Raw genomic sequence first — 25,646 nt, 5'->3', positions numbered from 1 at the left:
GATATTGACTCCAAGAATGTATAAAATCTACTTTATACGTAAGCCAAGGGAACAGTCATGAACCAGTCAATCGCGCCGCCGCTTTATGCGCGCGCCATCGTCTCTCTCTCCGAAGCCATGCTCGCCCTCGAAAAGCGCGCGGTTGCCGGATTGATGTGCGTGCTTCTCGCGCTCATCCTCCTGAACGTCGTCACCCGCTACAGCGGACATCCGCTCTATTGGGTCGATGAAGCGGCCGTATACGCCATGGTCTGGCTCGCCTTCTTCGGAGGCTCGGCGCTGACGCGTCTCAGACTTGATTTCGCCGTGACGCTGCTCACGGATTACCTGCCGCCCGCGGCGGCGCGCTGGATGCGCGCGGCATCGACACTGCTCGTCCTCCTCTTCGCCCTGGCGCTTGCGGCATTCTGCTGGATGTGGATGGACCCCGTCGGCATCATCCGCGCCGGCTTCGACGCGAAGGCTTTCGCGGCCGAGAGCTTCAACTTCCTCTATACCGAGCGCAGTCAGACGCTGAATTGGCCGATCTGGGCGATCAGCCTCGTCATCCCCCTCTTCGCCGTGACGATGACCGTCCATTGCGCCGCCAATCTCGTCGAAGACCTGGGTCTGTCGCCTCAGCGTGAGCGGCGCGAACTTTCGAGCGCCGAGGGAGTGAACTGATGGTCACCACTGCCGCCTTCCTTGCCTTCATGCTCGTCGGCGTTCCGATCGGCGTCTGCCTCTGCCTCGGCAGCATCGTCTATATTTTCGCTTCCGGAAATCCCCTGCTGTTCCAGAGCTTTCCGACGCAGCTCTTCGGCGGCGTCGACAATTATGGGCTGATCTCCATTCCGCTCTTCGTGCTGATCGGCGAGATCATGAACGGCGGCGGCATCACCCGGCGCATCATCGACATGACGATGGCTTTCGTCGGCGCGATGCGCGGCGGGCTTGCCTATGTCAACCTGCTCGCCAACATGTTCGTCGCCTCGATACTCGGCTCGGCCACGGCGCAGGTTGCCGTCATGGCGCAGATGATGGTGCCGGAGATGGAGAAGAAGGGCTATGACAAGACCTTCGCCGCCGGGCTCACCGCCTATTCGGGCATGCTCGGTCCCATCATCCCCCCGTCGATCATGTTCGTCGTCTACAGCGTGCTCGCGCAGGTTCCGGTAAGCGATATGCTGGCCGCAGGAATTGTGCCCGGAATTCTGCTGACCGTAGCCTTCTGCCTCGTCATCGCGGCGATGGGTTTCGTCTACAACTATCCGCGCGGCGAGCGCATGAAGCTCAAGGAGCGCGTCCGTATCGTGCTGGATGCGCTGCCGACGCTTCTCATCCCCTTCGTCATCGTCGGCTCGATCCTCTCCGGCCTCGCCAACGCGACGGAGGCCGCAGCAGTCGGGGCCGTTGCAGCGGTGCTCGTCGGTCGCTTCTGGATCGGCGAGCTCAAATTCTCCGATCTTCCTCGAATGATGCTGAGGGCCGGCATCTATTCGGCCGTGGTCCTCTTCCTCGTTGCGGCCGCCGCGGTCTTCTCCTGGGTACTCGTCTACGGCATGGTGCCGCAGCAGGTTGCCGGCTGGGTTCAGACCGTCGCCTCGGATCCGGTCACCTTCATGCTGCTCGTCAACGTCATCCTGCTCATCATCGGCACGGTGATCGACGGCGCCCCCGGGCTCATCATGACGGTGCCCATCCTCCTGCCGATCGCGACCGAGGTCTACGGCATCGACCCGATCCATTTCGGCGTCGTCGTGGTCGTCAACCTCGTCCTCGGCTTCCTCTCGCCGCCGGTCGGGCTCTGCTTCTTCGTGGCGGCCGCGGTGACCGGCGCAAAGCCCGGCAAGATGTTCCTGGTGACGCTGCCGTTCTTCTTCGTCTCCTGCCTCATGCTCGTGCTCCTGTCGCTCATTCCCTCGCTCTCGACCTTCTTCGCCCGATAACCATAACGAACCAGCCAGAGGATCTTCCATGACATTCTCCCGCAGAACCTTCCTTGGCGGCGTTGCCGCCGGCGCAGCCCTCTCGCTCGCCACGCCGTCGCTCGTGCGCGCGCAGGAAACGCGCACCCTGCGCCTCGGCATCGTCACGCCGCCGGGACACCCCTGGAACAATGCCGCACTCAAGGTGGGCGAAGCCCTCAAGGCCGAGACGAACGGCCGCCTGTCGATCTCGGTCTTTCCGGCCGGCCAGCTCGGCAACGAGGCGGCGATGCTGCAGCAGATGCAGAGCGGCGCGCTCGATCTCGGCTGGATCATGACCGCCGAACTCGGCTCGCGCATTCCCGCCGTTGCCGCGATCAACGCGCCCTGGGTCGTCGATTCCACCGCCAAGGTCGCCAAGCTCGTGCGCGAACCGGTCGCCATGAAGCTCCTCGACGTTCTTCCGGCCGAGACCGGAACGGTCGGCCTTGCCTGGGGCATCACCACCATGCGCGTCGTCTTCTCGGCCAAGGAGATCGCCGGGCTCGACGACATCAACGGCATGAAGCTGCGCATCAATACGACGCCCGCCTATCGCGATTTCTACCAGCTCCTCGGCGCAGCGCCGACGCCGATCCCGACGCCGGCGGTTTTCGACGCCATGTCGAACGGCCAAGTGGACGGTCTGGAGGCGGACCTCGACTTCTCCTGGAACCAGCGCTTCGACAAGGTGTCCAAGACCATGCTGAAGATGAACGCCATCTTCATGCCCTGCGTGGCGCTGGCTTCCGGCCGCGTATGGCAGACCCTTCCCGAAGCCGACCGGGAGATCATCGCCCGCCTCACCAAGGCAGCGCTCGACGAGCAGATCGACGCAACCGTCGCCAACGAACCGGCCCTCCTCGAAAAGTTTGCCCGCGCAGGCATTCCGATCAAGGATGTCACCGTCGCCGACGCCGGACGGATCATCGCCGAATACGACAAGATCTGGCTGCCGAAGGCACCGGTTCTCGCCGAGCTTCGCAAGGTCGGCGCAACGCTCTGACGCTCCTGGATGGGGAACGCGGCCTCGCCGCCTTCCCCATCCGGTTTGCGGACATCGGCGCCGCAAATCGCCTCAATCTGCTTGCGCCCCGGCGCGCCGCAGGCCAAGAGAGCCTGAGGAGCTCCTCGGTGGTCCACAGATGGAAAGAAAAGAAATCGCAATTATCGGCGGCGGCCCCGCCGGTCTGATGGCCGCGGAAGTCTTGTCGCGCTCGGACCATGCGGTGACCGTCTACGAGGCTATGCCAACAGCCGCGCGCAAATTCCTGCTCGCGGGAAAATCCGGCCTGAACATAACCCATTCCGAAGACTACCAGGACTTCGCGACGCGCTTCGGCGATGCTTCGGCAAGGCTGCGCCCGGCCCTCGATGCCTTTACCCCTCGGGACGTGCGCGTCTGGGCAGCCGGACTGGGTGCGGAAACCTTCGTCGGCTCTTCCGGCCGCGTGTTTCCTAGGGCTATGAAGGCCTCGCCGCTATTGCGCGCCTGGCTCCGCCGGCTGGAGGCTCAGGGCGTCCGGCTTATTACCCGCCATCGCTGGTCGGGTCTTGCGGAGAACGGCTACATATTCGATACGCCGGAAGGGAAGACGGTCGTCCGTTGCGATGCGGCTCTCCTGGCGCTTGGCGGCGCAAGCTGGCCACGGCTCGGCTCCGACGCCGCCTGGGTGCCGTTGCTGCGGGCGCGAGGCGTCTCTTTCAGCGATTTCCGCCCCGCTAATTGCGGTTTCGACGTCGCCTGGAGCGAGATTTTCCGCGAGCGTTTTGCCGGCTTCCCGCTGAAAGGCGTCACCGCAACATCCTATGCGGGTACGGTACCGGGCGAATTCGTGGTGAGCCGCCACGGCATCGAAGGCAGCCTCGTCTACGCCCATGCGGCAAGCCTGCGCGGCCGGCTGGACCGAGATGGCAAGGCGGCGCTCCTGCTCGACCTTACGCCCGGCCGCACGGCCGAGAGGCTCGCGCGGGATCTCGGGCGGCAGGACCGCAAGGCGAGTTTCTCCAACCGCTTGCGAAAGGGCGCAGGGCTTGATCCGGTCAAGGCGGCATTGCTGCGGGAACTCTCGCCGGCGGCGGCCAGAGCCGCTCCGGAGCAACTCGCTGCTGAGATCAAGGCCTTGCCCGTTCCGGTGCTCGCAACACGGCCGATCGCCGAAGCGATCTCATCGGCCGGCGGCATCCGCCTGGACGCCATCGATGACCGCTACATGCTGAAGGCGCTCCCCGGCCTCTTCGCCGCCGGAGAAATGCTCGATTGGGAGGCGCCGACAGGCGGCTATCTCCTCACCGCATGCCTCGCCATGGGCCGCGCTGCGGCGCGTGGCGTCGAGGCATGGCTCGCCGATAGTCTGCGGTAACGTTGTGAATCACAGACGGTTTTGTCAGCACGTCCTCACATCCGTCAGCGCTCAGCTTTTCGGCCTGATCGAGAACATGGCACCGGCGGCGACAATGAAGAGCCCGATGATTGCGAGTTGCAGCGTGCTTGGGATGCCGACGAGGATCAGCACATTGTTGACGAGCGTGATCAGCAGCACCCCGAGAAGTGTTCCGAGCACCGTACCCGACCCTCCGGTGACGCGCGCGCCACCGAGGACGACCGCAGCGATGACGTCCAGCTCCGACCCCGCCAGATCGAAAGGGTTGGCGAGCCGATTGCTCGACACGTGCATGATACCCGCGATCCCGGCGAGCAGACCGGCATAGGAGAAGACGAACACGTGGACGGTGCGCAGGTTGTATCCGAGACGCGAGGCGATGCTGGCGTTTCCACCCACCGCATAGATGGCCCGACCGATAAGGGTACGCTTGAGGATGTACCAGGTGGCGAGTGCGGCGACGACCAGAACGAGGAAATAGGCGGGCAAAGTCGAGACTGCACCATTCGCCCCCTCATACCGGAAAAGCGCGAGCTTCCCGAAAGCGTCCATGGATTCGGGGATGTTCATGAACAGGGCCGTTCCGATGAACGTCAGCAGAAACCCGCGGATCGCGTATTGCGTGCCGATCGTCACGATCAGTGAGGGCGCCTGCAATGCGTGGACCAGCAAGCCGTTGCAGATGCCGAGGATCGCGCCGCCGGCGGCTGCGATGCCAAGGATAGGCCAGATGGACAGATCCGGCGCATAATTCGTGACCAGCATGGTGATGACGTACATCACCAGCGCAGCAATGGCCGTGAACGATACGTCGAGCCCGCCAGATGCCAGCACGACGAGAACGCCAAGCGCGAAGAGGCCGCGCACGACGGTGGAGCGTGCCATGTCGAACAGGTTGGAAACCTGCCAGAAGTCGGGATTGATCGTGCCCACGACGATGCAGACGATCACGACGAGAAGGAAGGTAACGGCCGGAGGGTGGCGGATAAACCAGCGCATGGTCCGGATTGCTGCGGGCACTTCCTCGCTCCCGCTGACGGGGGTCGCTGCGACATCGGCCATGTTATTGAACTCCCTGGCCGTCTTCGGCCATCATCGACTTGTAGATTGCGTCCTCCTCAAGCCCTTCGGCCGGAAAGATATCGGCGACCCGGCCTTTGCGCATCACCATCACGCGATCGCAGTTCTGTAGAATCTCGGGCAGGTCGTCGCTGATGATGACGACGCTCATGCCGTCTCCTGCAAGGCGCTGAATGATGCGGAATATCGTGTCCTTCGATCCGACGTCGACGCCGACGGTCGGGCCGTGCAGGATGAGCAGGCTCGGCTCGATCGTCAGCCAGCGGCCGATCAGGACCCTCTGCTGGTTGCCGCCCGAAAGGGACATGACGGGATTGTCGATATCCGGAGTCGCCACCTGCAGATCGTCGACCGTTTTCTGTGCCAGAGCCTTCGCCCGGCGGCTGTCGAGCAGGCCGAGAGCCCCCCGCAGTCGGTCGAGGACCGCCATGACGATATTCTCGCGGATGGATTTCCCAAGGAAAAGCCCTTCGGACAGGCGGTCCTCCGGAACATAGCCGATGCCGGCCTCGATCGCCGAGGCGGGCGACGACAGATCCACCCGCCTACCTGCGAGCAGGACCGAGCCCCGCCGCGCCGGTTCCACGCCGGCCAGCGAAAGCGCAAGCTCGTTCCGCCCGGAATCGAGAAGTCCCGTAATTCCGAATATCTCGCCCTTGGAAACCGTGAAGCTGACATCGTCGAAGCCGGCACCTCCGAGCCGCTCCACCGAGAGCAGCGTCTCGTCACCATGCGAATCCACGCGATAACGCGTGTCGTCGAGTTTCTTGCCCGTCATCCAGAAGCCGAGTTCGGTCTTCGACTGGGTGGCGACGTCGCATTCGGCAACCTTCAGGCCGTCGCGCATGATGATCGCCTGCCCGCCGATCGCCTTGCATTCGTCGAGCTTGTGCGTGACGAAGAGGACAGACACGCCCTTGGCGTGCAGGCCGTGTACGACGCGAATGAGGTTGTCCACTTCGCGCCGCGTCAATGCGGTCGTCGGCTCATCCATGATGACCAGACCGGCATCGGACGCGATCGCGCGAGCAATGGCGATGAGCTGGCGCGTTGCGATGGGGAGTTCTTCGACGGGGGTCGACAGAAAAGCGGGTTCCGTCGGCAGTCCGACGTCCTTCAGGGCACGGACGGCCGTCTCCCGCAGGCCCTTGAGGTCGAGACGCCGCGCGAGGCTGCCGTTCGAGGCAACCAGCTGCTGCGTCAGCGCGACGTTCTCCTCGACGCTCAGATTGGGAAGAAGCGACAGGTCCTGATAAACCGTCTCGATGCCGGCTGCCAAGGCGCCGATCGGCGTCAGCCCCTCGACCTTTTTACCGTTGATCGCAAGCTCACCGCCATCTGCCGGCTGGGCGCCGGAAATGATCTTGATGAGCGTGCTCTTGCCGCATCCGTTCTCGCCCATGAGATGATAGGTACGGCCGCGCTCGATCGTGAAGCTCACCCCCTTGAGCGCGCGAACGCCGCCGAAGCGCTTCTCCAGGTCGCGAACTTCCAGGAAGGGCGTCGCATCGCTCCGCGCCTTTGCGGAGGGCATCTTCTTCTCGGCAATGATAGTCGACTGCATTGGCATGGTCCGGAGTTGCGGTCTGTTCGCCGGCAGGGCCATCCCTGCCGGCGGATGCGGCTGCAGCCGCGGATCCGTTCGATGCGTGATCAGAACGGGTACTGGCTGTAGTTGGACTCATCGACGTCGACCCAGGCTTCGCCGACGACGATGATGCCGTCGCCAGGGCCCTTCTTCACGGACACCTTGTTGTAACCCGGCACCCCGAGATCCATACCGTCCGTGATTTCCTTGCCTTCGATCACGAGCTGGGCAACCTTGTTCATGACGTAGCCGGCATCCTTCGGGTCCCAGAAGGAGATGCTCTGTACGGCACCCGATTCGAGATACTTGGCCGTGTCCTTCGGCAGACCGAGGCCGACGACGCAAACCTTGCCGACGAGGCCGGCTTCCTCGACCGCGCGGCCGATTCCGATCACGTCAATGGCCGAACCGCCCTGGAAGCCCTTGATGTCGGGATACTTGCGAAGGATTTCGCGTGCCTTTTCGTAGGCTTTGTTGGCGTCGTTGAAGGACTCGTTTTTCTCCGAAACGAGTTCCATTTCCGGATATTTCTTGGCGTTCTCCGCACCCCCGTCGGCCCACTGCACGTGCGTGAGGCTGCCCAGGGATCCCACGAATGAGGTCCACTTGCCGGATTTGCCCATGCAGTCGGCGAGCTTCTCGTTGAAGCGCGCGCCAAAGACCTTGTTATCGAAGGCTTCGATATCGACCTGCGTGTTCTTCAGGCTATCGGCTTCGTGCGTGATGATCTTGATGCCGCGGTTCATCGCCCGCTTGAAGACGCCTTCGAGAGCGGAAGGGTCCATCGGCACGACGGCGATTGCGTTAACGTTCTTCGCGACGAGGTCTTCGATGAGGCGAAGCTGTTGGGCCGCGTCGGCCTTGGCCGGTCCGATCTGGCTCGTCGAAACAGCTGGGTTGTCCTTGCCATAGGCAACGACACCTTCCTCCATGCGCGTGAACCAATTCTCACCGGTCACCTTGACGACGGTCACGACGGAGGGGGCGTCCTGTGCGACCGCAAGCTGGGCAGCGCAAAGCGCGCCCAAGGCGACCGTGCAGGCGGCAATCTTCTTGTAGACAGACATGAGTGTCTCCTCATCACTTGTTGTTTGCCCGACCAGAAATCGACGGCGGGGGGCATTGCGCCGTTTAGGGACCTCGGGATCAGCGTCGCGGCGAAAGAAATGCGCGGAGATCGACGCGCGACGTTGCCAGGAACACGATCAGAAGCAGTCCCCAGGCGCAGTCGCGGAAGAAATTCGAGATATCGAGGAAATTGAACAGGCTGGACAGCATCTGAAGCGCCGTCGCGGAGAGGACGACGCAGACCGTGCGTCCATATCCACCGTCAGGCCGTACACCCGCCATCACGACGATCAGAATGGCGATGAGAACGTAGGAGCTGCCATAGTCCCATTTCACGCTGGAGGTGCGGGCGGCGATGATGATTCCAGCGATCGAAGCAAGCACTCCGCAGACGGTATAGGTCAGAAGAAGCATCCGGCGCTGCGGAATGCCGGCATAACGGGCGGCCTTGGCATTGCTGCCCATCAGGTAGAGCTTGAAACCGAATGGCGTGAAGCGGAGCACGACCCCGATCAGGACCGCGATGGCGACGAAGAGCGTGAAGCACATCGGCACACCGAGTACCGGGGTGTTGCCGAAATTGTCGAGGGGCTCGACGTAGCCGAGGGTGATCGCTGAACCGTTGGTGAAAGCGACGGCGAGACCTGTGAAAAATAGCTGCGTGCCGAGCGTGGCGATGATCGGCGTAAGGCCGGCGAATGCGATCAAGGCACCGTTCAGCAAACCGCCGGCGAGACCGATGATCAGCGCGACCACCGCGAACAGCCACGAGAAAGCGAGTGGCGCTTCATCGGCCGAAACCCAATCGCGCACCAGCAGGTAGGAACCTACCCCGGCAAGATTGGCGAGAGCGATGCCGGAAAGATCGATGCCGCCGCCTCCGGCGATCATGGCGAGCATGACGCCGAGAGCCAGCAGCGCAAGCTCCGGAACCTGAGCGGACATTGACTGAAAATTGTAGAGGCTGAGAAAGGTGTCTCCGGCGAACACCACGGCGAGCGCTACCACGAGAACATTGGTTGCCACAAGAAAGTTGAATTGCCGGTCGGCAAACACGCTTTTCATTTCAGCCTTCTCCCACACCGCATTTCAGGGGTGTCTCACGCCCCGCCGACTTCCCGCCGCCCCAAGCCGATCGCCGGAGCGACGACAGGAGGATAACGTCAAGTCTTTGATAAGAAGAAGAAATTGCGACACCATCCGCTTCCATCCTTCTCAAGTTTTCGGCAATCTAACGTGAATGTTGACATTTGTCGAGCCATGTTTGAATTATGTAGGAAATTCGCAGTACGGCATGATCCGGCTGTTCGCCAGGGAGGTGTTCTCCATCAAGATTTTCCAGCCGGCCTGGCATCCGAACTGCGCCGGCAGACCCCGGTCTGCTCCGGCAGACGATGTTAGATTCAACGTAGTGTTGCGCTGGGCCATATCGCCAGCGACGGACAAAAGAGGACTGCCATGCAGCGTTTCATCAACAATCCCGACGAAGTCGTCGAGGATACCGTCAAGGGTTTCGTCAAGGCGCATGCCGACATCGTTCGCCTCGGCGAAAATCCGCGCGTCATCGTCGCCAGGGGCGCGCCGGTTGCCGGCAAGGTGGGCGTCGTGACCGGCGGCGGCTCCGGCCATGAACCTGCCTTCATCGGCTACACCGGCCGCAACATGCTGGACGCGGTCGCCGTCGGCGAACTCTTCTCCTCGCCGACGGCCAAGAGCTTTCACGACGCGATGCACGAAGCGAACGGCGGCAAGGGCGTCGTCTGCCTCTACGGCAACTATGCCGGCGACAACATGAACGTGAAGATGGCGGTGAAGCTCGCGGCCAAGGCAGGGATCGAAGTCGCGACGGTCGTGGCCAATGACGACGTCTGCTCCGCGCCGCCCGAAGAGCGCGAGAAGCGGCGCGGCGTCGCCGGAGAAATCTTCATGTGGAAGATCGGCGGGGCCAAGGCGGCCGCCGGCGCGAACCTCGAAGAGGTCCGTGCGGTTGCCCAGAAGGCGATCGACAATTGCCGCTCGATCGGGGTCGGGCTCGGCCCCTGCACCCTCCCCGCGGTCGGGCATCCGAACTTCCGGATCGAGCCGGGCACGATGGAAGTCGGCATCGGCCATCACGGTGAGCCCGGCGTGCGCGTCGAAGCGCTGAAGACCGCCGAAGAGGTCGCGGTCGACATGTGCAAGATCGTGCTGGACGATCACGACCTGCCGGAGGGCACGGAAGTGGCTGTGCTCGTCTCCGGTCTCGGCGCAACGCCGCTCAACGAACTCTACATCCTGAACGACACGATCGAGCGCGAGATCACCGCCCGGAGCCTCAAGATCTACCGCACCTTCGTCGGTAACTACTTCACTTCGCTTGAAATGGTCGGAGCGACGCTCACGGTCATGGCGCTCGACGACGAACTCAAGGCGCTCCTCGATGTCGAGGTCCGCTGCACCGCCGTTCTCTGAGGAAATGGACATGCAGACGTTTGATAATGCAAAAGCCGGCGACATCGTCCTCACGCTTGCCGACCGGATCATCGAAAACCGCGCCTATCTGAGCGAGATCGACGGCAAGATCGGCGATGGCGATCACGGGGTGAACATGGCCAAGGGCTTTGGCCTTGCCGCAGAACGCCTGAAGGGCAAAGACGCCTCGCTCGCAGTGGCGCTCGATACGCTCGGCACCGTGCTGATGACGGAGATCGGCGGCTCGATGGGGCCGCTCTACGGCGTGATGTTCACCGAATTCGCCGAAAAGATCGAGGACGCCGATGCAATCGACGCCGCCGCCTATAGCCGCATGCTTCATGCGGGGCTCGAAGGCATCCGGTCGATCGGCTCCGCCAAGGTGGGCGACAAGACGCTGCTCGACACCTTGGTGCCTGCGGTCGACGCCTTCGATGCGGCGACTGCCAGCGGCAAGCCCTTCGCCGATGCGCTCGACGCACTCGTATCGGCGGCGGAGGCCGGCCGCGATTCGACGCGCGACCTGGTTGCGAAGATCGGCCGGGCGAGCCGCCTCGGCGAACGCTCGCTCGGCGTGTTGGACGCCGGCGCCACCTCCTGCGCGATCATCCTCAGGGAGTTGTCGCACGGGGCTCGCGCCCGGCTCACCTGAAGCCGCAGTCTCGCGATTGCGCGCAAAGGGGGTAGCGGCACCCGGCCCCCATTGCAAAAGCACGGCGTTGCTTCCATCCTCGCGGTCCGAAAACAGAAGAAGTACAGGACTGCATGGCGACCAAGACACCTTCGGCACGCAAGGGCGCCGCCAATCGAAGCGGTACGATCGATGCTTCGGACGCGATCCCCTTGCGCTACGGTGACGACCCCTATGTCTGGGCTTGCTGGCTTTATTACGAAGACGGCATGACGCAGGGCGAGATCGCCGAGGCCATGGGTGTGTCGCGGGCGACGGTAAACAGCTATCTCGCCGATGCCCGCGAAAAAGGCATCGTCAACATTTCGATCGAGCCGGCGCGGCTGGCATCGCTCACCATCGCCCAGGAATTGAAGCGGCATTTCGGCCTGACCGACTGTCTCGTGGTCCCGAGCGACGACAATGCAGGTTCGTTGATCGATCGCCTCGGAGCGGCCGCGGCGCAGGCGCTTCCAAAACTCCTGAAATCCGGCGATACGCTCGCCGTTGCCTGGGGCCGCACCGTGCTTTCGGTCGGCGAGCACGCCGGGATCGCTTCCCTTCAGGACATGACGGTGGTTCAGGCGACCGGCGGCACCACGGCCTCTTTTGCCTATACGCCGGAGCTTTGTGCCTCGGCGGTCGCGCGTGCAATTTCGGCCCGCTGCGTCAACATCACCGCGCCGGCCGTGGTCAAATCGCCCGAGCTCCTGCATATGCTTCTGGATGAACCTCTGGTTCAGGAGCAGTTCGCGACACTGGCGAGGGCAAACCGGGTGCTTTTCGGCATCTCCTCGCTTCGGCCGAATTCCACCATTCATACCAGCGGTTTCTTCGAATCGGTCTCGCTGCAGGACTATCTGGCAGCCGGCGCCGTCGGCGTCGTTGCGGGCCGTTTCATCGATGAACGCGGCCGTCCGGTCGCCGGCCCGCTCGACGATCGCACAGTCGGAATCTCGCTGGACCTGCTCCGCAAGATAGGCACGCGCATTGCGGTCGCCGGCGGCTTCGACAAGGTTCCGGCCCTGCTCGCGGCGTTACGCGGCGGCTATGTCAACGTGCTCATCACGGACGCGGCGACCGGTCACGGTATCTTGCGGGCCGACGGCGTCACGGCACTCGACGCCAAGCTTTCGCACCGGCCGAAGCTTGTCCAGACACCGAGCTCCTATCGCACCCACGTCAAGAAATTCCTCAACAACCCGAACGAAGTCGTCGAAGAGATGCTCGACGGAGTCGTCAGGGCGCATGAGAAATATCTGCAGCCGATCAACGGATCGCACCGGGCGCTCGTCGCGCGCAACGGCCCCAGGCCCGGAAAAGTCGGCTTGGTCATCGGCGGGGGTACGGGGCACGAGCCGTGCTTCCTCGGTTATGTCGGCAAGGGCCTCGCCGATGCGGTCGCCGTCGGCAACATCTTTTCCTCGCCGCCGCCCGATCCGATCGTGCAATGCGCCGAGGCCGCGTCCGGAGGCGAAGGCGTGCTCTTCGTCTACGGCAACTATGCCGGCGACGTGATGAACTTCGAGATGGCGGCTGAAATCGCCGAAGAAAAGGGCATCAAGGTAAAAACTGTCCTAACGACCGACGACGTCGCCTCCTCGCCGGTCGAAGACCGCGAGGGCCGGCGCGGCGTTGCCGGCAATTTCTTCATCTTCAAGATCGCGGGCGCGGCCTGCGATCGCGGCCTGTCGCTGGAAGCGTGCGAAGCCGTCACGCGCAAGGCGAACCTGCGCACCTATACGGTGGGCGTCGCGCTCGAACCCGGCTCGATGCCGCAGACGCGCCGGCACAATTTCGAGATCGGCCCGGACGACATGGAGGTCGGCATGGGCATCCACGGCGAACCGGGCGTGACGCGCGAGCGCATCCGATCGGCGGACGAGATTACCGACAGCATCATGGACCGCATCTTCAAGGAGATGAGGACGGCACCCGGCGAGCGCGTCGCCGTGCTCGTCAATTCCTTCGGAGCGACGCCCCTGATGGAGCTCTATATCCTGTTCCGGCGGGTCCAACAGCGACTGGCGGCAAAGGACATTCTGATCGAAGCGAACTGGATCGGACATTATTGCACCTCGCTGGACATGGCCGGCGCTTCGATCACCATACTCCATCTTGATCAGGAGCTGTCCGATCTGCTTCATCATCCTTGCGAAACGGCCTTTCTGAAGGTCAACTAGAACTGGGCGAAAGCCCTGGCGGGTGGCTGCGGATCCACTCAAAGACCGCGGGAGGAAAATGATGCCGGAAAGCGCGGTGCGCCGCTTAATCGAAATGTTCGAGGCGATCTCCAGCGTCATCGAGGCGGAGAGGGACCATCTGTCCGAACTTGACGGCGCGATCGGCGACGCCGATCACGGGATCACCATGGCGATCGGCTTTTCTGCCGTGACCGGCGAACTGGCGAGGACGGATGCAGGCAGCGCCGGGCTCAGCGGTGTCCTGACGGCGGCGGCAAGCTCCTTCCTGAATGCCGTCGGAGCTTCGACGGGACCGCTTTACGCCACCGCCTTCCGCCGTGCGGCCCAGGCCCTGAAAGAACGCGATACACTGGACCTCGAGGCTTGCTCCCTCCTCATCCAGGCGGTTGCCTCCGGCATAGGCGAGCGCGGCAAAGGGCAGCGCGGCGACAAGACGATGCTCGACGTCTGGCTTCCCGCCGCCGACGCAGCGGCGCAGGCGGTCGCAGCCGGCAAATCCGCCGCCGCATTCTGGTCGGATGTGACCGCAGCCGCCGAGAACGGCGCCAGCGCGACGCGTTCCATGGTGGCGACGAAAGGCCGTGCGGCCCGGGTCGGAGAGCGCTCGCTCGGCCACATGGATCCCGGCGCAGCCTCGGCCGTCCTGATCATTCGTGCTATGGCCCAAACCCTGCGCGACGGCTAGAGCGGGATGAGGAAAAGTGTGTGCGGTTTTCCGCTCGCATCCCGCGTCTCAATTCTTGGAATCGATCACGTTCATGTTTTTAGGTCGACCCGACCTAAAACATCGTGATCTAGAGCGTTTCATCACACGGTTTACCGGGAAGTGCTCTAACTAACCCGCTTCCGGTGCCGGCGGGGCCTCACCCGTCGTCAACATCTGCATCAGCGCGAGTTCGCTCCTCACGCCCTGCCTATAAAGGTGGAACAGCATCTTTCCCAATTCCGCACCGTGTTCACTTTCCGGCTCCAACTCCCTGGAAGAGCAGGCATAAACGTGAACACGTCGCAACATCAAGATTTCGTCGTCGTCAATGGCGAGATCCGAGAAGCGCACCGACATTTTCCTTTGACCCTCTAATCAAAGTGGCTTTGTTGATGATGACTTAATATCGGTGCGGATACGGCGCGAATCCAGACCCCCCATCATTCTTCAGTGAAGAGAGTTACGCGATCGCCAACGCCCTCCACCACTTGCCTTTTGCTCTGCCTCCCATAGTTGAAATAGAAGACTGCATCTTTCAACGAATGGGGCAGACAACATGTCGTTACTGATCAGCATCCTGATCACCTTTCTCGTCGTCATTCTGGTTCTTTATCTCGTCAACCGCCTTCCCCTCGACGGGCGCACCAAGCAAATCGTCCAGGCCATCGTCATCATTATCGGCATCCTGTCGCTGCTGCGGTATCTTGCCGTGTTCTGATCTCCGCACGTGCGGCGGCCCCCTGTACTTCCCTGGTGGCGGCAAAGATGTGAACCCGGCCTTGCGTATCTGCCGGGAACCTTGGCCCGGCTTCCCCATTAGGGGCCGAGTGAACAGTCTGGTTCGTGCAACGAACGGAGGCGGCCATGATGCGAGCAGCTGTTTTCCTGGCATTAGCGGCGGCGGTGGCCGTTGCGCGGCACGAGACCGCGATTGCGCAGGAATCGCCGCGTATGCTCGACACCGAAAGCGGGCCCGTCAGCGTCGAAGTCCTCGCGGGCGGCCTCGAGCATCCCTGGGGCGCTGCCCTTCTGCCGGATGGCGACATGCTGGTGACGGAGCGCCCCGGCAGGCTGCGCACCGTGTCGGCCGAGGGAGCTGTCGGCGAACCGATCGAAGGGGTCCCGGATGTCTTCGCCCAAGGCCAGGGTGGGCTCCTCGATGTTGCACTCGATTCGGATTTCGCTACGAACAGGACTGTCTATCTGTCCTTTGCCGAGGAACGCGAAGGCGGTGCGGCCACCTCGGTCGGCCGTGGCCGGCTGAACGACGACGCCACCGCACTTTCGGATTTCAAGATAATCTTCCGGCAGGAGCCGGCGGCTTCAGGCGAGAATCATTTCGGCTCGAGGTTGGCCTTCGCGCCGGACGGCAAACTTTTCATCACGCTCGGCGAACGCTTCGACATGCAGGAGGCCCAGAATCCAGCCAACCATCTCGGCACGATCGTCCGCGTCAATCCCGATGGCTCCATACCGGGCGACAACCCCTTCGTCGGCCGCGAGGGCGCCGACGAGATTTGGTCCTACGGCCACCGCAACGTTCAGAGCGCCGCCATCCATCCGGAAACCGACGTGCTTTGGACGGCAGAGATGGGACCGATGGGGGGAGACGAGTTGAACATACCCGAGGCCGGCAAAAACTATGGCTGGCCCGTGGTGAGCTGGGGCAGGCATTATTCGGGCGAACGAATTCCCGACCCGCCGAGCCGGCCCGAATTCGCAGGCTCCATCCATAGCTGGACGCCCGTGATCTCACCCTCGGGAATGATATTCTATACGGGCGACCTGTTTGCGGACTGGCGGGGCGACCTTTTGATCGGCGGCCTGTCGGCAGGCGGTATCGTCAGAGTGCAGACGGACGGCCAGAAGGTGACCGGCGAGGAAGTTCTTTCGCTCGAGGCACGGGTTCGCGATCTCCTCCAGGCCTCCGATGGCTCGGTGCTCGCGCTGATCGACGCCGCATCCGGCAGGATTCTGCGCTTGAGGCCCGCCAACTAGGTCCGTGATTGCGTGCGCGGGTGAAGGAAACCGCTCGTTACGTCAGGGGCATTTGCCTCGGCGAGCTGAGAAAGGAATTGCTCCATAAGCGCGGAGTCGCCGAAGCGGCGCATGGAGCGCTCACTTGCGAGCGAAAATTCGGGGTCCACCTCGGTCAGCCGCGCCATTGTGCGCTGCGCTCCCTCAACGTCTCCCCGCTGGCTCAGAACCGCCGTCCGTATCAGCAGGCAATCCGCCTCCTGCGGGGCGCGGATCAGGCATTCCCGCAAGACCTCGTCCGCCTCATCGAGACGACCGGCAGCATAGAGCGCCTGCCCGTAGACATAGGTATAATATTCCGGTGCCATGGGATGCAGCCGGCGCGCCCGCTCGGCGTTTTGCACTGCCTCCTCATAGCTGCCGAACCGGACCTGCGCCTTTGCCAGCGACATCAGGCTGTCCGGGTCGTTCGGATTGAGTTCGACGGCCCTTTGCGCCGCCTGCATGGCGCCGGGATAGTCGCCGGTTGCCGAAAGGCCGAAGCTGAGGACCTGGTAGCCGGCAGCGAGGTTCGGATCGAGGCGGACAGCCTGGCGTGCCTCGCTGAGGCCGGTTTCCGCATCGGTCGTCGTCGCCCTGCCGCTGAGGTTCTGCACGAAGTCGACGATATAGGTCATCCCCAGATTCGCGCGCGCCGCGGCGTAACCGGGGTCGAGCTCGAGGGCACGATGAAGCAGCGTACGGGCAGCGATCAGTGCCTCCGCATCCTTCGAGCCGTGCTTGTAGCGGTCACGCGCCTGGAGGACGAGGTCGTAGGCCTGGAGGTTTTCGGTCGGTCGTTCCGCCGCATTCGAGACCTCCGACTCGCGCACATAGGAAACCAGATGCGAGACGATTTCGGCCGTCAGCTCGGTCTGGACGGCAAATATGTCCTCGACCCGGCGGTCGTAACTGCGCGACCAGAGATGCGCACCGCTGCGCGCATCGATCAGCTGCGCCACCACGCGAAGCTGGTCCCCGGCGCGCCGGGCACTGCCTTCGACCACATAGCCGGCACCCAGCCTTTCGCCGATGAGGCGGATGTCTTCTGCCTGGCCGCGCAGGGCGAAGGTCGAATTGCGGGCAATCACCTGAAGCTCGGGGTTTCGCGCCAGATTGGCGATTATATCCTCGGTAAGCCCGTCGGCGAAATAGCTCTGCTCGGCGTCGCCGCTCATATTGTCGAAGGGCAGCACCGCAACCGTCGGCCTTGCATCGGCGAGTTCGCCGCCCGCCAGGCGCGCGAGGCTGCCGGCCAGGTCGGCGCCGACGGCTCTTACCTCCGGCGCCTGCGTTGCGGCAGCGGCGAGGACGAGTGCCGCGGCCCCGATGGCGTAGGGCAAGGCCGCGCGCCGGCCACGAGCGATCCGCCCAAGCCAGCCGCGACGGTTCTTTTCGTCCGCATCGAGCCGCACCGCGTAGACGGCGAACGGCTCGGGAATGTTCTTCGCCTGCCTCCGGCCGATGCTGTAGAAGAGCTTGCTGCGGTTCCGGTCGGCGCTGCGGACCACCGCCTCGCTCACGAAAATGCCGCCCGGCTCGGCCATGGCTTCGAGCCGCGACGCGACGTTCACGCCGTCGCCGAACATGTCGCCGTCGGCTTCTATGACGTCGCCGAGGTTGATGCCGAGGCGCATGTCGAAGGGCTGCTCGGAAAATCCGTTCTGGATTTCGATCGCGGCATCGAGCGCCTCGTTGACGCTCGGAAACGTCGCGAGAAAACCGTCCCCTGTCGTCTTGAAGGTGCGGCCGCCGTGCTTCTCGACCGAAGGTATGATCAGTCCGCTGAAAGTCGCCCGCAGGGCGGCATAGGTCGAGGATTCATCCTCGGACATCAGACGGGTATAGCCGACGATGTCGCCAGCGACGATTGCTGCGAGTTTACGTTCCATCACGAGCCTCGACAGTCTTCACGCGCATCTTTATTGGACCAATCCCACCCGTCCACTCAAAACTCCGTGTCCGCCGCATCGCCTGCGGAGTGCATGCTGCGGCGACGCGTGCGTTCCAACTCGCCGTTGACAAGGAACCGGGTGCTTGGCGTAAGGAGGTATGGCTACGAAGAAGGACGCGAACGGTCGCTCATACACTGCACATGATTGCGGCCTTTGGGTGGCGACAATTCCATTGCAGTCGGGTACCCGCGCGGAGTTAGAGCGCTTTAGTGTTTCATCAAGACACTCAACGCTCTAACCTCTTGAAATGGCGCACTTCCGGACGGAAAACCGTTACATGCTTTTTCTGGAAGTGCTCTCGCGCCACGCGAGGACCGGCGCTACGGCTTCGCGAAGGGCTGCGAGATCCGCCTCTTCGACCTTCCGGAAGGGGCGTCTGGAGGGGCCTCCGGGAAGGCCCATGATGCCGAGCAGCGCCTTGGACCCCGGCATGACGCCGACCTTGATCAGCACCTGGATCACGCGGTTCGCCATGGCCTGCAGCCGCCGGGCCTCCTCGATCCGCCCGGCCGCTGCGCAGTCCCTGAGCGCGACGAACAGATCGCCCATGAAATTATATGTCGTGCCTATCGCACCCTGTGCGCCCATCGCGAAACCAGCCAGGCACATTTCATCATAACCGTTGTATACGATGGCGTCGGGTACTGCATGACGGATGCGTTCGAGCTGGAACATGTCGCTCGACGTATGCTTGATGCCGATGATGTTGGGATGCGAGAGAAGCTCGACCAGTTCGGGCAAGGTGAAGCCGCTGGTGCGGGCGGGGAAGTTATAGACGATGAGAGGCAGGGCCGAAGCATCGGCGAGCTCCCGATAATGCGCCATGACTTCGGGCCGGGAGAAATCGTAGTAGAAGGGCGGGATCGCCGAGATCGCCTGGTAACCCGATTTGGCCGCATGCTGCGAAAGCCTGAGCGCATCTCTCGTCGCGATCGTGCCGACATGAGCGATCAGCGTCAGGCGGCCGGACGCTGCGGCCGCAACGTCGGAGAGGTAGTCCGCGCGCTCGTCGAGCGACTGCAACATCGCTTCGCCCGAGCTGCCGCCGACATAGACCCCATCGATGCCGAGACGGACCTGGAAATCGACGAGCGCCCCGATGGCCTGCCGGTCAATGCTTTCGTCTTCGGAGAACGGGGTAAGGAGGGCCGAATAGATCCCTTCGAGTTTCATCTTATGATCGCTTTCACTGGCTCGTGGAAAAAAGCTCGGGCAGTTGGCGGCGGGCAGCGGTGCCAAGCTCGATCACCGCTTCACCGGGGGCGGACCTATAGGGCCAGAGCAATTCCGGCCCGATTGGGCACCAGCGGCCGGCAGCAGCCATCGCCTTGTCGAGCGCGGCGTTGGACAGGCCATGGCGCACGGCAAGCGGCAGGACATGCTCGTTCATGAAGCCGACGATGCGGGCCTCGAAGGCAAGAGCGCCTGCCGGATCCTCCCGAAGCTGATGCCACCACCTGCCGGCCCCGGCGGGGCTCAGGCAGGCGACATTGGAATAGGAGCCGCGGCCGCCCCCGAGGCAGCCGCTCGCCATGAAATGTCCGGGAATGAAGACGGCGAGATCCGGCAGCTTGCGACGAAGCTCCCCGTACCAGACTTCGTCGCCGCCCGGCAGTTTGGCGCCGATGAGCATAGGGAGACGGGCCTTTAGCCTTGCGATCTCGTCAAGGTTCAGCCGGCGCTTGGCATGAGGCGGGTTATAGAGGATCAGCGGAGTGTCGGGCGCAGTTGCCGCCATACCGGCGAGGAAGACCTCCGCCTCGTCATAGCTCGGCGCCCACCAGTCCGGCAGGGTGATCTGAACGGCATCAGGTCGCAGAGAGGCGACGCGGGCCAGGCGTTCGCGCGCGACACGCGCATTCGAATGCGACACGCCGATCTGGAACGGCAGGGCGACGGAATGGCAAAACTCGGAGACCAACTGGCTCAGCCGGTCGAATTCACGCTCCGTCTGGCTGTGGAATTCGCCCGCGGTGCCGTTGGTGTAGACGCCCTGAATTCCGCTTTCGAGAAGCGCGGAAAGCTGCTCGTCCAAAGCGGACCATTCGATTTCCCCTCGTCGGTCCACCGGCAGGAGCACTGCTCCCCAGATGCCTTCGGGCGGCCTGGCTTGCAGGCTCATCGGGCGGCTCCGAGCATCTGGTCGGGGATGAAGGTGACGAGCGCCGGAAAGATGGTGATCAGCACCAGGACGACGACGAGCGGAATGAGAAGAGGCAGGATACCGCGTGCGAGCACGCCGAAGGGGATGTCGGCGACCTTGGACACGACGAAGAGCGCCACGCCCATGGGCGGCGTCAAAATGCCGATCATCAGGTTGAACACGACCATGACGCCGAAGTGGACGGGATCCACACCGAATTGGAGCGCGGTCGGGACCAGCACCGGTACGATGAGCAGCAGGATTGCCAGGGCCTCGATAAAGGTCCCGAGCGCAAGCAGCATGAGATTGACGAGGATCAGGAATGTCAGCGGGTCGTCCGCATATGTGAGAAAGAACGTGGCGACGTGCTGGGGTACCTGCTCTCGCGCGATCACATAGCCGAATAGCGACACGCCCATGATGAGAAGGCCGACGGCGGCCGTATGGCTGACAGTCTCGCGCAGTACGGTCACGAGTTTGGCGAAGGTGATTTCACGGTAGACGACGACACCGAGGAACAGCGCATAGCTGGCCGCGACCACCGCAGCCTCGGTCGGCGAGAACACCCCCGCAAAGATGCCGCCGATGATGATGAAGGGCGTGATGAGCGGAAGCAGCGCGTGCCAGAAGGTGGACCACACCCGGCGAAAGCCGGCGCGCTGCGCGGTCGCATAGTTGCGGCGCCAGGCGATCACGTAGACCATGATCATGAGCGAGGCCGCGCAAAGAAGTCCCGGTACGATCCCGCCGAGGAAAAGGCCTCCGATCGAGGTATTGGCGATCACGCCATAGACAACGAGGGGAATGGAAGGCGGGATGAGCGGGCCTATGATTGCCGATGCGGCGGTGATCGAACCGGAAAACTGCTCGTCATAGCCGGCGTCGCGCATGGCCTTGATCTCAAGCTGACCAAGGCCGGCGGCATCGGCGACGGCTGAGCCGGACATGCCGGAAAACAGCACGCTCGCCATGATGTTCACATGGCCGAGCCCGCCCCTGATATGGCCGACAAGCGCCTTGGCGAAGTCGAAAATGCGCTCGGTCACGCCCGAGAGATTCATCAATTGTGCGGTGAGGATGAAAAAGGGGACCGCAAGCAGCGGAAAGCTGTTGAGGCCGGCGATCATGCGCTGGCCGGCAAAGTTCAGGCCCGTCCCCTGCCAGAGCATGTAGGCGAGCGCAGCCACGATCAGCGTGAATCCAACCGGCATGCCGGCGATCAGAAGGGCAAACCATCCCCCGAAGAGCGTCGCCATCTAGAGATACCTTTCGAAAGGGGCATCGACCGACGGGCTGCGGGCGCCGAAAAGCAGCCGGACATCCCGCGCCATGACAAGCATGATCCGGACAGCCGCCAACAGGCCGAATACGGGCAAGGCGCCGTAAAGCCACGACTCCGGCACGCCGATCGCGATCGACATCACCTTGTGGGCGCGCATGGCCCCGAAGAAACCGTAGTAAACGAGAACGAGCAGCGCGGTGAGCACCAGGACGTCCAGAACGAGCCGCAGAAAGAGCTGCGCCCGCTCCGGGAGCATCCGTGGCACGATATCCATGGTGATGTGCGTCCGTGAGGTTACGCCCTCCGCGGCGCCAAGCGCCACCAGCCAGACGAAGGCATAACGCGCAGCCTCCTCTGTCCAGAACATCGGATCATGGAAGACGAAACGGGTGACGATCTGCAGTGCGATCACGACGAAGGCGAAGACCAGCAGTATCGCGGCCAGTGTCTCTTCGATGTGGGCAAAGCTTCGCCAGCGGCTTGGATTGGCCATTGCTGAACTCCCCGGAATGGAGGGTGCGGCCACCTATGGCCGCGCCCGCGGGTGGTTAACGGAGATCGAGCAGCGTCTTCACCGTGTCGGCACCGAATTTTGCATCGAGATCGGCATAGACGGGCTTCATCGCTTCCTGGAACGCTGCCTTGTCGGGTTCGACCACAGTGATGCCGCGCTCGCGAAAATCGCTGACGAGGTTCGCTTCCTTGTCGCTGACGAGCTTGTCGTTGAGCGCGCCACCCGCCTCGAATGCCTCCATCACGACCTTCTGGTCGGCGGGCTCGAGCGCATTCCACGTGTCTTCCGACATGAGGATGACCTGGTCCTGCACCAGATGACCGGTCAAGGAGACATGGGACTGCACCTCGGTGAACTTCATCGAGTCGATGATGGGTAGCGGGTTTTCCTGGCCGTCCACCTGATTGGTCTGGAGTGCAAGATAGACCTCGGCGAATGCGACCGGCGTGGGGCTCGCGCCCATCGCCTTCGCCCATGTAAGAAGCGGCGCGGAGTTCGGGACGCGCAGCTTCATGCCCGCGAAATCGGCAGGCTTTTCGATCGGTTTCTTTGCCGTCGTGTGCCGCGTCCCGAAGTACCAGGAGTCGACCATGCGCCACTTGTGCTCGGTCCGCATCTCGTCGACGATCCCCTTACCCCAGTCGGAGGCGATGATCTTCTGAAGGTGATCGAAGTCGCCGACGACATAGGCGGTGCTCGCCAACACGGCCCGCGGAACCCAGGCGTCCATACCGCCGAACGGATTCAGCGTGAAGTCCAGCTCACCGAGCGTCACCTGCTCCATCATCTCGGTGAATGTACCGAGCTGAGAATTCGGGAAGATTTCCAGCGTCAGCCGGCCGCCCGATTTTTCCTTGATGATGCGCGCGGCCTCGGTGACGCCCTCGAATTGCGGGTCCCCGGCCGTACCCTGCATCCCCAGGCGCAATGTGCGCGCCTCTTGAGCCATGGCTTGCGACGCCATCAGCAGCCCCGCAAGCGCGATCGAAATCAGTCCCGTTTTCATTGTTGCTCCTCCCATTATCGGCCCGATGCTACGGGCTCGTTTGCCTGTATTTGCGCGCCGCACTCTCCAGGTGCTCGCGCATGACCCGTCCGGCACGCTCCGGATCGCGGGCGCGGATGGCCTCCACGATCACCACGTGCTCCTCGAAACTCTCCCTGTTGGAAATCTCCGGCCTGGTCGGTAGAGGCCTTTGGCCGATCAGCCAGTCCACAAACGCGTCGTGGACCGCGACGAAAATGGGATTCGACACCATCTGGGTCAGCGTGCGGTGAAAGGCGACATCGGTGGCAGCAAAGGCGCGAGCCTTGCCGATAGCGGCCTCATTGCGCGCCAGCGCGGCGTCGATCGCCTCGATCTGCTCTGCTGTCGCATGGGCCGCGAGATGGCGCGCGCATCCCTCCTCCAGGAACAGGCGCGCCTGCTCGAAATTGGCCACACCCTCGGGGTGGCCGAGCAGCATGCGCGCGGCGCCTGCAAGCGAAGACAGGAAGTGATCCGGCGTCGGCCGCGTGACTTTGGCACGCTCGCCCGTGCTGACCTTCACCAGCCCCATGCGCTCCAGCGCATAAAGCGCCTCGCGGATCGAGGGCCGCCCGACCCCGAACAATTCCATCAGGTCTCGCTCGGAAGGAAGCGTCGCCCCCAGAGGATAGATCTCGTCGCGGATCATCTCCTCCAGTTTCAACCGGACTTCGTCGGAAAGCTTCTTGCGAACGGCGAGTGTGCTCATGGTGTGATTGTTAAGGTGTTATACCACGAGAGTCAAGAGCACGTCGGCTGCCCGGAACGCATTCGCCGCGCAACGGCAGCTCGCCGCCGCCGTCGGGACGGCGCATGTCGAGCCTCTGTGCTCAACTGGACTTAATGTCGACGAAGAAAATATCCGATCGCGAGCCCGAGGCCGGCAAGAACCAGGACGGTTTGCAAAGGACGTCGAGGCTCAGGGCTGTCCGGGCGTTCTGCCGCGTCCCGTGCATCCTGCGTATCGACGACCCTGGTATGCGGGCGATCGAAGCCGGAGGCGACCTGCTCATGCCAACGGCCGGCGGGATCCTGGAACTCGATGGCCTCGGTAGAGCCGGGAAGCTCATGATGGCGCGCCGCGATCTCGGCTGCGGCCAGTGCATCGTCATGGGTGGGGAAGGTCTCGGAGAAGACGTCGTCGACCTTGTAGGCCCAGCCCCCATCGTGTTCCACAATTTCATATCGTATCGTCGCCATGGCGATGCTCCCGTTTGAAGGAGGAAAACATCCGGCCCCCATTCTTGGTTCCCCAATAATCGGCATCCGCGAAGGCCCCCACCGTGGCGAGGCACCCGGCCGCTCCGATCGCCGGTTATTCCGACCGACCGATTTGCAAAGTATGCCCCTTGCTTGATAAAGCGCAACGATCGTAACATGCGCGGACGTGCCCTTCTGCGTGTAATACAAACTGCCGCTGCGACCTTTGCGCGTCCGACTGGACGCGTGGCGCTGCAGGCATAAATCTCGGGACGGCCTCAGTGGCACGCGAAGCACTATGGGAGAAATAGATGAAACATGAACGGATTACCCTGCGCGGAGCGCAGATCGCCGCCCTTTCGGCAGCACTGTTTTTCTCGGGCAGCGCCGCGGCGCAGCAGAAATTCGTGACGATCGGCACCGGCGGCGTCACCGGCGTCTACTATGCCGCGGGCGGCGCCATCTGTCGGCTTCTGAACAAGGACCGCAAGACGCACGGCATCCGCTGTTCGGTCGAATCCACCGGCGGATCGGCGTTCAACGTGAACACGATCAAGGAGGGCGAGCTCGACTTCGGCATGGCGCAGTCCGACGTCCAGTACAACGCCATGAAGGGTGAGGAATCGTTCAAGGAGGGCGGCGCACATGCCGACCTCAGGGCGGTCTTCTCGATTCATCCGGAGCCGTTCACCGTACTGGCGCATCCAAATGCCGGCGTAACGAAGTTCGAGGACCTCAAGGGCAAGCGCTTCAATGTCGGCAATCCGGGTTCTGGAACGCGCGCTTCCATGGAACGCCTGCTCGGCGCCATGGGCTGGACGCTCGCCGACTTCTCGCTCGCATCCGAACTCAAGGCGGACGAGCATGGCCCGGCGCTTTGCGACGGCAAGATCGACGGCTTCTTCTACGGCGTGGGGCATCCCTCCGCCAATATTCAGGATCCGACGACGACCTGCGCGGCGAAGCTGGTGCCGCTCACCGGCGAAGTCGTCGACAAGCTGGTCGCCGACAATCCCTATTACGCCAAGGCGACCATTCCGGGCGGCCTCTACAACAACAATCCGGAAGACACGGAAACCTTCGGCGTTCTGGCGACACTGGTCACCTCCGCCAATGTTCCGGAAGAGAGCGTCTACGCGTTGACGAAAGCGGTTTTCGAGAATTTCGACGAGTTCAAGTCGCTGCACCCGGCTTTCGCCAATCTCGAGCCCGCCAAGATGATCAAGGACGGCCTCTCTGCACCACTGCATCCGGGTGCGGAAAAATACTACAAGGAAAAGGGCTGGTTGAAGTAAGCTTCGCGTTCTGACGTTTACCGGCGGGCCGAAAGGCGGCTCGCCGGCAATATCGGCATGGGAGGGTGTCACGAGCGAACTTCAAGAACGGAAGGTCGATGTCGACCTCGAGCAACT

General features: G+C 63.0%; 24 protein-coding genes. 11 read left to right on the top strand and 13 right to left on the bottom strand.

Going from position 1 to position 25,646, the window contains the following annotated elements; translation table 11 throughout:
* The first annotated feature begins 57 nt into the window (after positions 1-57).
* From PZL22_RS05405 to PZL22_RS05390, 4 genes are all read left to right on the top strand, one after another.
* The gene (locus tag PZL22_RS05405; RefSeq protein WP_003525729.1) at positions 58-663 is read left to right on the top strand and encodes a TRAP transporter small permease; all 606 of its coding nucleotides are present in this window, start codon (positions 58-60) and stop codon (positions 661-663) included.
* Positions 663-1,928 (top strand): TRAP transporter large permease, encoded by a 1,266-nt coding sequence (locus PZL22_RS05400; RefSeq protein ID WP_003525728.1) that lies wholly within the window; start codon positions 663-665, stop codon positions 1,926-1,928. Before PZL22_RS05405 ends, PZL22_RS05400 begins: the two co-directional genes overlap by 1 nt.
* 28 nt (positions 1,929-1,956) lie before the next feature.
* The gene (locus tag PZL22_RS05395; RefSeq protein WP_003525727.1) at positions 1,957-2,952 is read left to right on the top strand and encodes a TRAP transporter substrate-binding protein; all 996 of its coding nucleotides are present in this window, start codon (positions 1,957-1,959) and stop codon (positions 2,950-2,952) included.
* Between the two features lie 139 nt (positions 2,953-3,091).
* Positions 3,092-4,309, top strand: a complete 1,218-nt coding sequence (locus PZL22_RS05390) for a TIGR03862 family flavoprotein (RefSeq protein WP_284718248.1) — start codon at positions 3,092-3,094, stop codon at positions 4,307-4,309.
* A gap of 51 nt (positions 4,310-4,360) precedes the next feature.
* Here the strand turns inward: PZL22_RS05390 and PZL22_RS05385 are convergent, their stop codons facing one another.
* The 4 genes from PZL22_RS05385 to PZL22_RS05370 all read right to left on the bottom strand — a co-directional run bounded on the left by PZL22_RS05385 (position 4,361) and on the right by PZL22_RS05370 (position 9,131).
* Entirely contained in the window at positions 4,361-5,392 is a 1,032-nt protein-coding gene (locus tag PZL22_RS05385; protein WP_284718247.1) for an ABC transporter permease, read from the bottom strand.
* 1 nt (position 5,393) lies between these two features.
* Positions 5,394-6,974, bottom strand: a complete 1,581-nt coding sequence (locus tag PZL22_RS05380; RefSeq protein WP_003525724.1) for a sugar ABC transporter ATP-binding protein — start codon at positions 6,972-6,974, stop codon at positions 5,394-5,396.
* An 89-nt stretch (positions 6,975-7,063) separates the two neighbouring features.
* Entirely contained in the window at positions 7,064-8,065 is a 1,002-nt protein-coding gene (locus PZL22_RS05375) for a substrate-binding domain-containing protein (RefSeq protein WP_284718246.1), read from the bottom strand.
* Between the two features lie 79 nt (positions 8,066-8,144).
* A complete protein-coding gene (locus tag PZL22_RS05370; protein ID WP_003525722.1) occupies positions 8,145-9,131 on the bottom strand; it encodes an ABC transporter permease in 987 nt (328 codons plus the stop codon).
* A 393-nt stretch (positions 9,132-9,524) separates the two neighbouring features.
* Between PZL22_RS05370 and PZL22_RS05365 the strand changes: the two genes are divergently transcribed.
* The 4 genes from PZL22_RS05365 to dhaL (PZL22_RS05350) all read left to right on the top strand — a co-directional run bounded on the left by PZL22_RS05365 (position 9,525) and on the right by dhaL (PZL22_RS05350) (position 14,076).
* Entirely contained in the window at positions 9,525-10,517 is a 993-nt protein-coding gene (locus tag PZL22_RS05365; protein ID WP_284718245.1) for a dihydroxyacetone kinase subunit DhaK, read from the top strand.
* A 10-nt stretch (positions 10,518-10,527) separates the two neighbouring features.
* A complete protein-coding gene (gene dhaL, locus PZL22_RS05360) occupies positions 10,528-11,169 on the top strand; it encodes a dihydroxyacetone kinase subunit DhaL (protein ID WP_284718244.1) in 642 nt (213 codons plus the stop codon).
* A gap of 113 nt (positions 11,170-11,282) precedes the next feature.
* Positions 11,283-13,370: a bifunctional sugar-binding transcriptional regulator/dihydroxyacetone kinase subunit DhaK gene (locus PZL22_RS05355; protein ID WP_003525719.1), complete on the top strand. Its 2,088-nt coding sequence runs from the start codon at positions 11,283-11,285 to the stop codon at positions 13,368-13,370.
* Between the two features lie 61 nt (positions 13,371-13,431).
* Positions 13,432-14,076, top strand: a complete 645-nt coding sequence (gene dhaL / locus PZL22_RS05350; protein ID WP_003525718.1) for a dihydroxyacetone kinase subunit DhaL — start codon at positions 13,432-13,434, stop codon at positions 14,074-14,076.
* 150 nt (positions 14,077-14,226) lie between these two features.
* Here dhaL (PZL22_RS05350) and PZL22_RS05345 read toward each other — a convergent pair whose 3' ends face one another.
* On the bottom strand, positions 14,227-14,454 hold the full coding sequence (locus PZL22_RS05345; RefSeq protein WP_003525717.1) for a hypothetical protein: 228 nt from the start codon (positions 14,452-14,454) through the stop codon (positions 14,227-14,229).
* A 199-nt stretch (positions 14,455-14,653) separates the two neighbouring features.
* Here PZL22_RS05345 and PZL22_RS05340 point away from each other — a divergent pair, with 199 nt between their 5' ends.
* Positions 14,654-14,815: a Thivi_2564 family membrane protein gene (locus tag PZL22_RS05340; protein WP_003525715.1), complete on the top strand. Its 162-nt coding sequence runs from the start codon at positions 14,654-14,656 to the stop codon at positions 14,813-14,815.
* Positions 14,816-14,961: 146 nt separating this feature from the next.
* Entirely contained in the window at positions 14,962-16,095 is a 1,134-nt protein-coding gene (locus PZL22_RS05335) for a PQQ-dependent sugar dehydrogenase (protein ID WP_003525714.1), read from the top strand.
* Here PZL22_RS05335 and PZL22_RS05330 read toward each other — a convergent pair.
* The 8 genes from PZL22_RS05330 to PZL22_RS05295 all read right to left on the bottom strand — a co-directional run bounded on the left by PZL22_RS05330 (position 16,092) and on the right by PZL22_RS05295 (position 24,234).
* Positions 16,092-18,005: an adenylate/guanylate cyclase domain-containing protein gene (locus PZL22_RS05330; protein WP_003525713.1), complete on the bottom strand. Its 1,914-nt coding sequence runs from the start codon at positions 18,003-18,005 to the stop codon at positions 16,092-16,094. The genes PZL22_RS05335 and PZL22_RS05330 overlap by 4 nt on opposite strands.
* Before the next feature lie 336 nt (positions 18,006-18,341).
* Positions 18,342-19,241, bottom strand: a complete 900-nt coding sequence (locus tag PZL22_RS05325; RefSeq protein ID WP_003525712.1) for an N-acetylneuraminate lyase — start codon at positions 19,239-19,241, stop codon at positions 18,342-18,344.
* A gap of 13 nt (positions 19,242-19,254) precedes the next feature.
* Positions 19,255-20,190 (bottom strand): dihydrodipicolinate synthase family protein, encoded by a 936-nt coding sequence (locus PZL22_RS05320; RefSeq protein ID WP_003525711.1) that lies wholly within the window; start codon positions 20,188-20,190, stop codon positions 19,255-19,257.
* Positions 20,187-21,467 carry a TRAP transporter large permease gene (locus PZL22_RS05315; protein WP_003525710.1) on the bottom strand — a complete coding sequence of 427 codons (1,281 nt, stop codon included), beginning with the start codon at positions 21,465-21,467 and terminating at the stop codon, positions 20,187-20,189. Before PZL22_RS05315 ends, PZL22_RS05320 begins: the two co-directional genes overlap by 4 nt.
* Positions 21,468-21,986 carry a TRAP transporter small permease gene (locus tag PZL22_RS05310; protein WP_003525709.1) on the bottom strand — a complete coding sequence of 173 codons (519 nt, stop codon included), beginning with the start codon at positions 21,984-21,986 and terminating at the stop codon, positions 21,468-21,470. It lies immediately after the preceding gene.
* 55 nt (positions 21,987-22,041) lie between these two features.
* On the bottom strand, positions 22,042-23,013 hold the full coding sequence (locus PZL22_RS05305; RefSeq protein WP_003525703.1) for a sialic acid TRAP transporter substrate-binding protein SiaP: 972 nt from the start codon (positions 23,011-23,013) through the stop codon (positions 22,042-22,044).
* A gap of 28 nt (positions 23,014-23,041) precedes the next feature.
* The gene (locus PZL22_RS05300; protein WP_003525702.1) at positions 23,042-23,743 is read right to left on the bottom strand and encodes a transcriptional regulator NanR; all 702 of its coding nucleotides are present in this window, start codon (positions 23,741-23,743) and stop codon (positions 23,042-23,044) included.
* Between the two features lie 131 nt (positions 23,744-23,874).
* Positions 23,875-24,234 (bottom strand): DUF2188 domain-containing protein, encoded by a 360-nt coding sequence (locus PZL22_RS05295; protein WP_003525701.1) that lies wholly within the window; start codon positions 24,232-24,234, stop codon positions 23,875-23,877.
* 311 nt (positions 24,235-24,545) lie between these two features.
* Between PZL22_RS05295 and PZL22_RS05290 the strand changes: the two genes are divergently transcribed.
* Positions 24,546-25,529, top strand: a complete 984-nt coding sequence (locus tag PZL22_RS05290; protein ID WP_003525700.1) for a TAXI family TRAP transporter solute-binding subunit — start codon at positions 24,546-24,548, stop codon at positions 25,527-25,529.
* Positions 25,530-25,646: the final 117 nt, after the last annotated feature.

The sequence above is a fragment of the Ensifer meliloti genome (genome assembly GCF_030064585.1).
Lineage (GTDB): Bacteria > Pseudomonadota > Alphaproteobacteria > Rhizobiales > Rhizobiaceae > Sinorhizobium > Sinorhizobium meliloti.
This window is presented reverse-complemented; position numbering and strand designations above follow the sequence as displayed.